The organism is Pseudarthrobacter sp. J47, from assembly GCF_049810315.1.
Classification (GTDB): Bacteria; Actinomycetota; Actinomycetes; order Actinomycetales; family Micrococcaceae; genus Arthrobacter.
Genome location: NZ_CP187358.1, coordinates 597,934 through 610,756, shown reverse-complemented (window position 1 = coordinate 610,756; position 12,823 = coordinate 597,934). Strand labels below are relative to the sequence as shown.

General features: G+C 65.6%; 11 protein-coding genes, 1 tRNA gene and 1 other RNA gene. 6 read left to right on the top strand and 7 right to left on the bottom strand.

The window, feature by feature from the left end:
• Position 1: 1 nt before the first annotated feature.
• On the top strand, positions 2-997 hold the full coding sequence (locus tag ACPJW8_RS02800; protein ID WP_330188139.1) for a sugar phosphate isomerase/epimerase family protein: 996 nt from the start codon (positions 2-4) through the stop codon (positions 995-997).
• A gap of 51 nt (positions 998-1,048) precedes the next feature.
• On the opposite strand, the gene ACPJW8_RS02795 is transcribed toward ACPJW8_RS02800, so the two are convergent.
• Both ACPJW8_RS02795 and ACPJW8_RS02790 read right to left on the bottom strand, forming a co-directional pair.
• The gene (locus ACPJW8_RS02795; protein WP_330188138.1) at positions 1,049-3,205 is read right to left on the bottom strand and encodes a glycogen debranching N-terminal domain-containing protein; all 2,157 of its coding nucleotides are present in this window, start codon (positions 3,203-3,205) and stop codon (positions 1,049-1,051) included.
• Positions 3,202-4,335, bottom strand: a complete 1,134-nt coding sequence (locus ACPJW8_RS02790) for a glycosyltransferase family 4 protein (protein ID WP_330188137.1) — start codon at positions 4,333-4,335, stop codon at positions 3,202-3,204. Before ACPJW8_RS02790 ends, ACPJW8_RS02795 begins: the two co-directional genes overlap by 4 nt.
• Positions 4,336-4,497: 162 nt before the next feature.
• Between ACPJW8_RS02790 and ACPJW8_RS02785 the strand changes: the two genes are divergently transcribed.
• Positions 4,498-5,196, top strand: coding sequence for a DsbA family oxidoreductase (locus ACPJW8_RS02785; protein WP_330188136.1), 699 nt, complete (start codon positions 4,498-4,500; stop codon positions 5,194-5,196).
• 71 nt (positions 5,197-5,267) lie between these two features.
• A complete protein-coding gene (locus tag ACPJW8_RS02780) occupies positions 5,268-5,909 on the top strand; it encodes a TetR/AcrR family transcriptional regulator (protein ID WP_330188135.1) in 642 nt (213 codons plus the stop codon).
• On the opposite strand, the gene ACPJW8_RS02775 is transcribed toward ACPJW8_RS02780, so the two are convergent.
• The gene (locus ACPJW8_RS02775) at positions 5,890-6,558 is read right to left on the bottom strand and encodes a LytR C-terminal domain-containing protein (protein WP_330188134.1); all 669 of its coding nucleotides are present in this window, start codon (positions 6,556-6,558) and stop codon (positions 5,890-5,892) included. The genes ACPJW8_RS02780 and ACPJW8_RS02775 overlap by 20 nt on opposite strands.
• Complete coding sequence (locus ACPJW8_RS02770; protein ID WP_330188133.1) at positions 6,551-6,850, bottom strand: type II toxin-antitoxin system VapB family antitoxin; 300 nt, start codon at positions 6,848-6,850, stop codon at positions 6,551-6,553. Before ACPJW8_RS02770 ends, ACPJW8_RS02775 begins: the two co-directional genes overlap by 8 nt.
• A 103-nt stretch (positions 6,851-6,953) precedes the next feature.
• On the opposite strand from ACPJW8_RS02770, the gene ACPJW8_RS02765 reads away from it, so the two are divergent.
• Both ACPJW8_RS02765 and ACPJW8_RS02760 read left to right on the top strand, forming a co-directional pair.
• Entirely contained in the window at positions 6,954-7,883 is a 930-nt protein-coding gene (locus ACPJW8_RS02765) for a hypothetical protein (protein ID WP_330188132.1), read from the top strand.
• A gap of 282 nt (positions 7,884-8,165) precedes the next feature.
• Positions 8,166-9,581: a stealth family protein gene (locus ACPJW8_RS02760; RefSeq protein WP_425256403.1), complete on the top strand. Its 1,416-nt coding sequence runs from the start codon at positions 8,166-8,168 to the stop codon at positions 9,579-9,581.
• Between the two features lie 16 nt (positions 9,582-9,597).
• Here ACPJW8_RS02760 and ACPJW8_RS02755 read toward each other — a convergent pair whose 3' ends face one another.
• The 3 genes from ACPJW8_RS02755 to ACPJW8_RS02745 form a co-directional block, all read right to left on the bottom strand.
• Positions 9,598-10,545 (bottom strand): phosphodiesterase, encoded by a 948-nt coding sequence (locus ACPJW8_RS02755; protein ID WP_330188131.1) that lies wholly within the window; start codon positions 10,543-10,545, stop codon positions 9,598-9,600.
• 178 nt (positions 10,546-10,723) lie between these two features.
• Entirely contained in the window at positions 10,724-11,965 is a 1,242-nt protein-coding gene (locus ACPJW8_RS02750) for a M23 family metallopeptidase (protein ID WP_330188130.1), read from the bottom strand.
• A gap of 338 nt (positions 11,966-12,303) precedes the next feature.
• A tRNA-Ser gene (locus ACPJW8_RS02745) sits at positions 12,304-12,388 on the bottom strand.
• A 299-nt stretch (positions 12,389-12,687) separates the two neighbouring features.
• On the opposite strand from ACPJW8_RS02745, the gene ffs reads away from it, so the two are divergent.
• Positions 12,688-12,784, top strand: an RNA gene (gene ffs / locus ACPJW8_RS02740) — signal recognition particle sRNA small type.
• The last annotated feature ends 39 nt before the right edge of the window (positions 12,785-12,823 follow it).

The window sequence follows — 12,823 nt, the reverse complement described above, 5'->3', positions numbered from 1 at the left end:
CATGACCCGCCCTTACACCCTGTTCACCGGCCAGTGGGCCGATCTCCCGTTCGAGGAAGTAGCAAAGCTCGCCTCCGGCTGGGGGTATGACGGCCTGGAAATCGCCGTGTCCGGAGACCACCTGGACGCCTGGCGCTGGGACGAACCGGGCTACGTCGAATCCAAACTGGCCGTCCTGGAAAAGTACAACCTGAAGGTCTGGGCCATCTCCAACCACCTCAAGGGCCAGGCCGTCTGCGATGACCCCATCGACTTCCGCCACCAGGCCATCGTTGGCGCAAAGGTGTGGGGCGACGGCGATCCCGAGGGCGTCCGCCAGCGTGCCGCAGAGGAAATGAAGAACACCGCCCGGCTGGCCCGCGCGCTGGGCGTGGACACCGTGGTGGGCTTCACCGGATCCTCGATCTGGCAGTACGTGGCCATGTTCCCGCCCGTCCCCGCAAGGGTGATCGACGCCGGCTACCAGGACTTCGCGGACCGCTGGAACCCCATCCTGGACGTCTTCGACGAATGCGGCGTCCGCTTCGCCCACGAAGTCCACCCCAGCGAGATCGCCTACGACTACTGGACCACCGTGCGGACCCTCGAAGCGATCGGCCACCGCGAGGCGTTCGGGCTGAACTGGGACCCGTCCCACTTCATGTGGCAGGGCATCGACCCCGTCTCCTTCATCTGGGACTTCAAGGACCGGATCTATCACGTGGACTGCAAGGACACCAAGCTCCGCCCCACCGGCCGGAACACCGTGATGGGCTCCCACCTGCCCTGGGGCGACCCCCGGCGCGGCTGGGACTTCGTCTCCGCGGGCCGCGGTGACGTGCCCTGGGAATCCTCGTTCCGGGCCCTCACGGCCATCGGCTACAACGGCCCCATCTCGGTGGAATGGGAGGACGCCGGCATGGACCGCCTTCACGGCGCCCCGGAGGCCTTGGCTGCACTGAAGAAGTTCGACTTCCCGGCGTCAAACACCTCCTTCGACGCCGCATTCAGCCAGTAGCGGGCAGCCGGTAGGGGCAGCCAGTAGCGGGCAGCCCGTAGGGGCAGCCCGTCAACTCCCCTGCACCGGCTCGCCCACTGCCAGGTCCTGGTCCAGCGGTGGGCGGGGCTCCCTGATCATTTCCAGCCGGTCGGGGAGCCCTGTCAGCAGCCCTTCATGGTCCCGGGCTTCCACCACCACCCGGGCGTGGCCCAGGTGCACGTTCTCGGCCCGGAAGTCGCCCATGGAATCGGGCAGGATCGGTGCCAGGTGCACCACGCCGCGGGTGAAGTCCGGATCGAACCGCAGCAGGATCCGGGCCAGCTGCACAGGGGCCGCCGCCGCCCACGCCTGCGGGGAACACGCCGTCGGGTAGGGCACGGGTCCGGGGAATTCGGTGTGGTCGAAGCCGCAGAACAGCTCCGGCAGCCGGCCGTCAAAATGCGACGCCGCGGAAAAGAGGGCACTGGCCACCCGGCTGGCTTCCTCCACGAACCCGTACCGCATCAGGCCCGTGGCCACCAGGGCGGTGTCATGGGGCCACACGGAGCCGTTGTGGTAACTGACCGGGTTATAGGCGCCCATGGTCGAGGCCAGGGTGCGGATGCCCCAGCCCGTGAACATGTCCGGCTCCATCAGCCGGGCGGCCACGGCAGGTGCCTTGTCGGCGTCGGCAATCCCCGTCCAAAGGCAGTGGCCCATGTTGGAGGTGCAGGAGTCAACCGGCGTTTTGTCCTTGTCCAGGGCGAGCGCGAAGTAGCCTTTGTCCGGCAGCCAGAACTGTTCGTTGAACGCCCGCTTCAGGGCAGCTGCCTTCGCTGCCCAGTGCCTTTCCGTGGCAACATCGCCGGCACACCGCGCCAGTCGGGAACGGCCCACATAGGCTGAGTACACGTAGGCCTGGACCTCGCACAGCGCAATGGGCGGCTCCGCAATCCGGCCGTCGGCAAAGTTGATCCCGTCCCAGGAGTCCTTCCAGCCCTGGTTGATCAGCCCATGCGGGTTGGGCCGCTGGTATTCAACAAAGCCGTCGCCGTCGCGGTCGCCGTACTCTTCGATCCATTCCATGGCCCTGTCCGCGTGGGGCAGCAGCGCGTCAATGACGTCGTCGGTCAGGCCCCAGCGGCTGAGTTCCCCCAGGAGGCTGACGAACAGCGGCGTCGCGTCAGCGGTTCCGTAGTACGCCGTTCCGCCAAGGGACAGCCCGGCCGTGATCCCCAGCCTGACCTCATGCGGGATCCGCCCGGGCTCCTCCTCCGAATCCGGATCAACCACCTTCCCCTGCAGGCCCGCCAGTGTCTGCAGTGTCCCGGTTGCCAACCCGGGGTCCACCATCAGGGACATATAGGAGGAGATGAGCGAGTCCCGGCCGAACAACGCCATAAACCAGGGGGCACCGGCGGCGACAGCTGCCCGGTCGCGGTGGTGGGAATCGAAAATCCGGAGGGACCCAAGATCACGCTGGCTGCGGTCCAGGACGTTCTGGACATTGCTGTCCGTCACGGTAATCCGCGGCACCGCCTGCTCCCAGTCACGATGCCGGCGGGCCCCTGTCCGGTGCTGCGGCCTGGTTGCCTCCGTGAACGGTTCAGCAGGGGGCTCCCCGTTAATCAGCGGGACCACAATGATGCTGGTACTCCACTGGCCGCGGGCCGGAATGCTGGCCCGGAAGCGGAGGGAGCTTTCGGTGGCAAAGGCGCCGCGGGCCCGGATCGCCGTCCCCCTGCGCTGGCCGTTGCGCACAGCTTCGAGCACCAGTTCGCCCTCGCGGACGGTCCGGTTCACCGTTGCGGACTTAGCAACCCGGCCGCCCTTGACGTCAAAAAGGTCCGCCTGGTCAGCGTCCAGCAGCAGCTCGATGTCGCAGTCCACGGGTTCGGACGAGTAGTTCTCCAGGGTGATGTCGTCCTGCAGCCCCGGCCCCACATGGCGCTCCTGCCGGACCACCAGGGGGCTGTCGAAGCGGCCGCCCGGCCAACGGGCCCGGCCTACGAACACCGCCCGGTACGATTCGGGGCGCTGGGCCCCCAGGGGTTCGCGGAGGGAATCGTTGATCCGCAGCACCCAGCGCGAGATGATGCGCGTGTCCTGGTAGAACGCGCCGTTGGTGCCGCCGTCGGCTGCTATGTCCCCGGTACCGCTGGAGATGCAGAACGAAGATCCTTCCACCACCGTCATGGCACCCGATTCGGTGGCGGCGGCCTCGGTATCGGCATTCCACGCGGTCATGGGAGGACTCCTTCCTCCGGGTCCTCGCCCGGATTTCCGGTACGGCCTGGCGCCTTCCTTGCTGCCCCCTTTAACCGATTGTGGTCCAACTCCCCGCGGTCCGGAACCCCCTCCGGCAGGCCGCCGTCGAGTATTGCGCGGTATAGCTCCAGGTGGTCCCGGACCATGCGTCCGGTACTGAAGAACTGAAGCGCCCGGGACCTGCACAGTGCGCGGTCCAGCCCTGCGGCACGGGGAAGCAGATCCGCCAGCCGGTCCGTGGGGGCCAGGAACCCGGTCCGGCCGTGGTCAACGATCTCGCCTGCCGAACCAATGGGTGTGCCCACCACCGGAGTGCCTGCAGCAAGCGCTTCGATCATCACCAGGCCAAACGGTTCATGCCACTGGATCGGGTTCAACAGGGCCATGGCCTCGCCCATCAGGTGCTGCTTGGCGGCGTCGTCCACCTCGCCCAGAAACTCCTCGTTGCTTCCCAGCAACGGTTCAATGACGTCCTGGAAATAGGTCATTTCGGTTCGATCGCGCATCTTGGCGGCTATCCGCAGCGGGATGCCGGCCTGCCGTGCCACCTGGATGGCCTCCAGCACACCCTTGTCCGGGCACATCCGGCCCACAAAGCACACGTAGCCGCCCTGCCCCGATCCCACCGGCACCGATTCGACGTCCATTCCGTGGTGGATGATCCTGTCCACGGGCAAGCGCGCCCTCGATACCTGGTCGTGGGAAATGCCGATGATCGCGGTGTTCGCCGCCATCACCCGGTAAACATCAACGGCTGCGGCATCAAGGATTCCGTGGATGGTGGTCACCACGGGAATGCCGGCCGGACGCCTTGCATAGAGCGGGCCGGTCACGGTGTGGTCGTGGATGACCTCCACGCCGTCCAGGGCCTCATAGGCGCGGATCACCTGGCTGAGTTCAGTCACCGCCGTCCCCAGGGATTCCGGATCCGATTCCCGCATGCGACGGGCCAGGGGCACCGGGCACGTGCTGTCCGACGGCGCCGCCAGCAGGACGCCGTGGCCGGCAGTTTCCAGGCCGCGCGCCAGCCCGTCGATGACCCTTTCCGTGCCTCCATAGGTTTCCGGAGGCACCGGAATCCAGGGACCGGCTATGAGCCCAACCAGCATCACTGCCTCCCACGGAAATGGCGGAAGAACGGACGGCGTTGTCCACAATGGCTTGTCCGTAAGGCTGCTGCATCACCTACTCCAAAATGTTATGTGGCTCTCATTGGGCCCGGCAAGGGCGCTTCAGGGAATGCAGGCGGCCGTGCAATGGTTGCCGAAGGCATGAAGGTTGAAATCTGGTCAGATGTGGCATGCCCGTGGTGTTTTATCGGCAAACGGCGGTTTGAGGCGGCACTGGCCGAATTCCCGCACCGCGCGGACGTTGAGGTTCAGTGGCGCAGCTACCAGCTGGACCCGGGACTTCCGGAACATTACGACGGCGGCGAGCTGGAGTACCTGAGCAGCCGTAAGGGATTGCCGGCGGACCAGGTCCGGGGAATGTTTGAGCATGTGGCCGGCCAGGCGCGGGGCGAAGGCCTGCACTTCGCGTTTGATGACGTGGTGGTGGCCAACAGCTTCACCGCGCACCGGCTGATCCACCTGGCCGCCGCCCACGGAAAGCAGGGCGAGGCCAAGGAGCGCCTCCTCAGCGACCACTTTGAGCACGGCAAGGACATCGGCAACCGCGATTACCTCACCGGCGTCGCCCTGGAGCTGGGCATTGACGCCGCGGAGGTTAACGAGCTGTTCAGCTCCGATAAGTACACGGCTGAGGTCCGCGCGGACATCAGTGAGGCCCGCGCGCTGGGGATCAGCGGAGTCCCGTTCTTTGTGATCGACCGCAAGTACGGCCTTTCCGGCGCCCAGCCTGCGGAGACGTTCACGGCCGCGTTGAACCAGGCCTGGCAGGAGAGCCACCCGCTGGTTATGGTGAACGCCGCCGACGCCGAGGCCTGCGGCCCTGACGGGTGCAGCGTCTAGGCGGTTGCTGCATTTGGCGTTTGCAGCAGGGCTCCCCGGAGTTTGCTGACACATCGCGATAAAGTGTCTGCATGCCCAGGATTTCGGCCGCCAGTAACGCCGCCCAACGTGCTGATACCCAACGCCGGATCCTGACTGCTTTTGGCGAGCTCCTCTTCAGCCACGGCCTGCCCGGCCTGACCATGACAGACGTTGCCCGGCACGCCGGCGTGGGCCGGACTGCCGTGTACAACTACTACGCGGACATCGAGCAGCTGCTGATTTCCTACGCCTTGGAGGAGACGGAGCGGTTCCTCGCCGAGCTCCGTGAGGCGCTTGCCGAACTGCCCAACCCGGTGGACAGGCTGGCCCTGTACGTGCGCGCCCAGGTGGAGGATCTCTCCCGGCGCCACCTTCCCCCTGGACCGGCCATGGCGGCTGTATTGTCGCCGTCGTCCTTCGCCAAACTCGCGGACCACGTTGGTGAGCTGAGCGTGCTCCTCCAGGACATCCTGCGCGCCGGAATGGAGCAGGGTTACCTGCCGGAGGCTGACGTGCGGGAGCAGGCGCAGCTGGTGCACGGCACGCTGTCCTCCAGCGCCGCCCGCGGCAGCGACGAACCCGCAGAACTTGAGCAGCGGATTGCCCGGACTGTCCGGTTTATCCAGGGCGGAGCCGGGGCACGCTTTGATGAGTCCGGGCGCCCCGTCAGGATCAGCTCCTCGGCGCGATGACCGGCCAGGGCGCGGGATCTGCAATCCGGCGTGTTTCCCGCGGGCAGCTGAGCTTGCCGGGGGTCTGGTCCACCAGCTCCGGAGCGGCCAGGTCTGCGTAGTTGGTGGAGAGGACCACGTCCACGCTGGCGTCCGAACGGGCGTCCTGGAAGTAGTCCGAGCCCGGAAGGTGGCGCTGGATGGTGAAGGCCGCGGATTGACCGGCGGCTCCGGAGATCACGGCGGCCACACCGCGGTAGGGCGCGTCGGAATTGCCCACCTCCGCCACCACGAACTTCCTCGCCAGCAAGGCATCGGCAGCGCTCCGCGCCAGGCCAGGCCGGTTGGTGGCGTTGTAGACATTGACGTTCACGGATTCCGGGGGAACGTAGTCGAAGGTAGTGGCGGGGCACAGGCTCACGGTGGTCCGGGGCTCGTTGACGGCCGCGGGAAGCTTGATGTGGCCGTTCATGATGCCCAGTGCCACCAGGCTGGCGCTGATGATGAGTGCCAGCAGGAGCACCAGCACTACGCCGTGGACTATACGCCGGGTCATCCGCCCGGGAACGTCCGCGGGATCCTCAGGTTCGGTAAAGGTTGCCCGCAGGTCCGGCCCCGTGACCACCCGGTGCCCGTGGAAGACGCTGGGGTCCTTCAGCTTCCTAGTCATCTATGACCAGTACGCGCGCATGGATGGCGGTGCGCTGGTGCAAGGCGCTCCGGACCGCACGGTGCAGCCCGTCTTCCAGGTAGAGGTTGCCCTGGTACTGGACAACGTGGGGGAACAGGTCACCGAAGAACGTGGAATCCTCAGCCAGCAGCGCTTCAAGGTCCAGGGTGCGGCGTGTGGTGATGAGCTCGTCCAGGCGCACCGGCCGCGGCGGGAGGGCTGACCACTCCTTGGGCGAGTTGAAACCATGGTCAGGGTAAGGGCGTCCCTCGCCCACAGCTTTAAAGATCACCCTGCAAGACTAGGCAGCATCACGGCTTATTGGGAATGTCTGTCCGGGGCCGCGCCAAGGTTGTAGCCAAACGGTAACCATGCCCAGCTGACAGAATGGGTCCATGACTGAACCTGGCAACTCCCCTGCAGCGGCTCCTGGTCCGCGCATCCCCGCCGAGCCGCCGCTGGCACTGCTCCTGGACGTGGATGGTCCCATTGCAAGCCCTGTCACCCGGGACGTCCAGCCCGCCATCATTGCAGACCTCCTTGCCCTTGCCACGGCCGGCATCCCTGTCATCTTCAACACCGGCCGTTCGGATGCCTTCATCCGCGAGCAGGTAATGGAGCCCATGATCGCTGCCGGGATGCCGTCCGGAACCCTCATCCACGCCATCTGCGAGAAGGGCGCCGTCTGGTTCAGCTACGATTCCGCGGGCGCCGGCCCCATCCACGTGGATCACGATCTTGCTGTGCCGGTCGCCTATGCCGATGACGTGCGCCGCCTGGTGGCCGAGGACTACGCCACGCACATGTTCTTCGATGAGACGAAGAAGGCCATGGTTTCCGTGGAGCAGCACATCACGGTCAACAATGCCGATTACCTCGCGGAGCAGAAACTTTTCGACGCCGATGCCATGGACCTGATGATCCGTCACGGCCTGGGCGTGGTGCGGCTGGACCACCATGAACCGGATTCTGATGACCAGGTGGATTACCGGGTGGATCCCACCATCATTTCCACGGACGTTGAGTCCGTGCGGCTGGGCAAGGACCTTGGTGCCAGCCGTGCAGTGGAGATGCTGGCCGCGCAGGGCATCACGCCGCAGGCCTGGCGCACCATGGGCGATTCCCGCACCGACTACGCCATGGCGGACTGGCTGCACCATCATGACCACCAGGTTAAGCACGTGGATGTCCGCCCCGCGGACGGCGTTCCGGTCAAGCCGTATTCGGTGCTCACCGCCGCTGACCTGCAGCTGGGCCCGGAAACCATCCACGACGACGCCGGCGCGGCCTTCCTGCGCAGCTGGCGGGAGTGCCTGGGGATTTAGCCCGGGCAGCCCTGGTGTTGCCGTTGGGTTTCGTGGGCGGGTTTATCATGCTGGTAAGGCCCCTTACATTCACTGCACAACGTTTCAAGCACGGAGAAAACCATCACAGAGCTAACCATCCAGGACGATATCTACTACGGCGGACAGGCAGCAGTCGATCCCCGCAGCCATCCCGAGGTAACGTCGCCGGCAGCAGTTGAACGGCTGCTCAACAGGCCGGATATCGTCAGGCACAAGGGCCGCTACGCCCTCATCAACGTCAACCGGACGCCCTACCAGGCCATGGTGGAGGACCTCCTGTTCATCCGTGGTGTCCTGGCCGCAGCGGGGCTGGACTACCTCTTGGTGCGCGGCAATAACGACCGTCCGGTTATTGCCCTGGACTGGAAGGACCGAAAGGCCCTCCGCGCCGCGCTGGTTGAGGCATGCCGGGATGAGCCCGTGTACTCCATGACGGTGGATGCCAAGAAGAAGTCCTCGGTGCTGGTGGCTGACGGCGAATTGTCCCCCAACCGGCAGGCCCGGATCTTCCGGCTTTACCGGCCGCGCGTTGAACCTGCCGGCGGCTTCGAATTCGGCTCCTCGGCCGGTGTGCAGCTGGAGTTGTGGAGCTTCGACGGCGATACGGTGACGTTGCCTATTGAAAACTCGCTGACCCGGCGCACCATGCGGTCCCAGGAAGCAGTCCGTGGCACCGTGGAACGCTACGGCCACACGTGGCCCACCATCGAGAACATGTTTGCCGACCACGCCAGCGATATCAGCTTCGACATTGACATGGTGTTCTCCTGGGTTGACGGCAGTTCTCCCGAGTACATTGCTGCCCGCCGCGCCCAGATGAAGGACGCCGTCCTGGGCGAGGGCGATGACCATGAGGCCCGGTTCCGGCAGATCAACGAACTGAAGTACGCCCTGCGCTCGGTGTACATGTTCGCGCCGTGGGTCCGCCGGATCTTCATCGCCACTGACTCCCCCGCCCCGGAGTGGCTGGCGGACCACCCCTCGGTGACGATCGTGCGCAGCGAGGAGTTCTTCAGCGACCCCTCGGTGCTTCCCACGCACAACTCACAGGCCGTCGAATCGCAGCTGCACCACATCGAGGGCCTGTCAGAGCACTACCTGTACTCCAATGACGACATGTTTTTCGGCCGCCCTGTAGGCCCTGACATGTTCTTCACTCCCGGTGGCATCACCAAATTCATTGAAGCCGAGACCAGGATCGGACTCGGGGACAACGCCGTCGAACGCAGTGGCTTTGAAAACGCGGCCCGGGTGAACCGGAAGCTGCTGTGGAACCGGTTTGGCCGGATCACCACCCGGCACCTGGAGCACACCGCCGCTCCCCTGCGCCGCAGCGTGACCGCCAAGATGGAGGAAGAGTTCCCCGAAGAGTTCCGGAAGACTGCCGCAAGCCGGTTCAGGGCTGCGGACAACATCTCCGTTACCAACTCCTTCTACCACTACTACGCGCTCCTGACCGGCCAGGCTGTTACCCAGACCGCCGCCAAGGTGCGCTACGTGGACACCACCTTGCGTTCCGGCCTGAACTACCTGCCCAAGCTTCTGCGCAAACGGCACATGGACTTCTTTTGCCTTAACGACGGCAGTTTCCCGGAGGTCGAGGCGGACGAGCGGGCCAAGCTGGTGACCGACTTCCTGGAGCAGTACTTCCCGATCAAGGCGCCCTGGGAACGGTAAGCAGCACCGGATCCTCCTAGCTGATGCCCGAGCGTACGCGGGCGGTCCGGGCTGCGGCACGCACCCGGACGGCTCCGGCGCCACTGCCCGGGATCTGGATGCCTGCGCCCGTGAGGCGCCTGATGGTTTCCTCCGACGTGACGTACTCGCCTACCGTTTCACCAGCCCCCAGCGGCACCACCGAGTGGACGATGGTGTGCTCGTAGACGTGAACCAGGTTGAACGCCTGGGCGCCGTCGCGGCCGCGGGTCCCGCCGATGGGAACGTTGAGGTCCTGGGTATAGCAGCTGGCCGAAGCCACTGAGACGGGGATCCCGGCGAACATGCCGGTGCTCGAGTAATGCAGGTGCCCGGCGATGATGGTGCGGACGTCCGAGTTCCGAAGCACGGCGGCCAGTGCGGCCTGGCCACGCAGTTCAACCAGGACGGCCAGGTCCAGGACTGAAGGGATGGGCGGGTGGTGCATTGCCAGCACCGTGCCATCAGGGGCGGGCGTTTCCAGCTCGGCGCTGAGCCAGTCCAGCTGCGCTTCGCTCAGCTCGCCGTGGTGGAATCCGGGAACTGAGGTGTCCAGTGTGATGATCCGGAGGCCGTTGAGGTAGTAGCTCTGGTCCACCGGAGCATCGTTGCCGGCCTGGTCAAAGAGGCCGGCGCGGAAGTTGGCGCGGTCATCGTGGTTGCCCATGGCCCAGATGACCTTGGCCTGCAGCGCCCGGCAGGCCGGCTCCACAATGGACCGCAGCTTGGCGTACGCGTCCGGCGTGCCCTGGTCCGTGAGGTCTCCGGTAAAAATCACGGCCTCGGGCCGGGCACCGGATGCCTGGAGTTCGGCGAACAATTGCCTCAGGCTGGCTTCGCTGTCCACGGCGCCATACAGGGGCTCGGGTCCGCCCAGGAGGTGGGGGTCGCTGATGTGGACAAGGAAATGCCGTGGCCTCGGATGTTCTGCCTCGATGAGCTCCATTGCTGCCTCTAGGTCTGTGGGAAGCGGCGCCTCCCGGGTGTCCCCATGCACCATCCAAGCAGACAGCAGCGCCGATTCAGGCGATCTTCCCTGGCATGTCTGCAGCAGACAGCAACTGCAGGACATCCGGCGCCATGGAAGCAACAACACGTGCCATCGCCCGCCGCGACGGGCGCTCCTACGGGGTGGTGGTTGCAGTGCCCGTTGTGGTTTCTTCCGGCAGGATGGCGCTGGGAACTGCCGTGGCAGTGGGAGCCGGAGCGCTGGGCGCGGGTTCGGTAACTGGCTCACTGACGGACAGCGTTGAGGTGGCAGTGGGGACGGGCTCAACGCTGGGCGGTGCGCTGGGGGCGGGTGCCGGCGTCGAGGTTTCCGTTTCGATGGGCGTTGGCGTGGGTGTTTCCGTTGGCGGCGGCGGTGCCGTTTCGGTGGGCGTTGGCGGCGGTGCCGTTTCGGTGGGCGACGGCGTGGGGCTGGGAGTGGGCGTCGGCGTCGGGGTGGCCGTGCCCGGGTCGGTCGGGGTGGGCGTGGGCGTTGGCGTGGTGGCGGGCGTCCCCGGGTTGGTGGGGGTCGGAGTTGGCGTCGGGGTTGGCGTTGCCGCCGACCAGCCGGGATCCGTTGCGGGGACCGTGGGCAACTCGTGCTCGCCGCCCAGGACCGTGTGGTCGCTGTGGTCCGAGGCGGGAAGTGCCCAGTTCACCGGGGTGCCTTTGCCGCGGTCAGCCCCGAAGTCCACCATGGCGATGTTCTCCAGCTGATCCAGCTGCTGGATGGGAATGAGGGTCCAGCGCTTGGGGTCTACGTGCCGGCCGTCCAGGATGGTCTCGAAGTGCAGGTGGCAGCCCGTGGACCAGCCCGTGGTGCCCACCCGGGCGATGACCTGGCCCACGTCAACCGATTGGCCGGTCTTCACGCCTATGGCTTCGAGATGGTTGTACGTGGTGATGAGCCCGTTGCCGTGGTCCACTTCCACGCGGTTCCCGCCGCCCCACGGATGCCATCCGGCGGCCCGCACCACACCGGCGTCGGCAGAATAAACCCTGGTACCGCACGGTGCCGCGAAGTCCTGCCCCAAATGGAAGTCACCGGCCGCACCGGAGATGGGGCTGATCCGGTAGCCAAAAGCCGAACTGGCGGCGAGGGACTCCAGCGGGGACATCAGATGGCCCGCGGGCGGACGCTTGAGTCCGGCGCGGGCCACGTTCAGGGCGGGCTTGCCGTCTTTGCCCACAGTTTTGACGGACGTTCGGGTGAAGGGAACAAGAGCGGTCCGGGGCGCTTCGACGCCGTCCGGTTCAGCCGCGGGGGCAGCCTCAACCCTGTCCGGGCTGGTTACCGGAAGGAATTCCGGCCCAACGGTACCGGACGCAACGGAGGTGCTGGACCCGGCAGCCACAGTATTGCCGGAAGGGGTTTCCATGGAGAATCCGACTGCTACAACGAGAGCCAGCAGGCATAGGGCGGCGGCACGCAACGCGACGATTAATGCGCCGGCAGGATTAGTGCCGAACCCGGATTCCCGGTGTGATCCCAAGATTGCTCCCCAAGTGGTACGCGAGACCTCAAGCTGGGCGGACGTACCTTCTTATGGGACCACAACGGGCCGCTGTTGTGAACCCCTTAATCAGACTTCGGAAGCGGCTTCCTTATGCCCGGTTGACGTCACGCAACTCTGGCGGTGGGCGGGCTCCTCGTTGTCCTGTCTGCAGGGAAACAAAAAACCCGGCCCTGACCGTGGTCAGGACCGGGTTTTTCCGGCGGAGAATGGGGGATTTGAACCCCCGAGGGCGTTAACCCAACACGCGTTCCAGGCGTGCGCCATAGGCCGCTAGGCGAATTCTCCAGTTGCTTCTGAATCAAAAGCAGATACTAGACTACCTGAACTTCGCAGCAACGCCCAATCGAGCCTATTCCAGCCGTTAACGGCAAAATGGACGCCCCCAATGCGCCCATTCCATCGATACTCCGTTGAGCCGCCGGGTCCGGCCTTCCCACCAGGCCCTGCGCCTCACAACCTTGAGATTGCCCCAATCGGTGTACATACCCATGATCGTGCCTGCCAGCTGGATAAGCAATGAAAATCCGGCCTGTCCGGGCATCCCACCCGATTCGAGCCGCCCGCCAACTTCGGGTAAGCTTGTCGACGGCCCCTCATGTGGCGTCATCCTGTTGAACTCCCCCAGGACCGGAAGGTAGCAAGGGTAAATGGGCTCTGGCGGGTGCATGGGGGGTCTTTACTATTCCCCCACAGCCCAGCACACTGTCGCACCGGATTGGT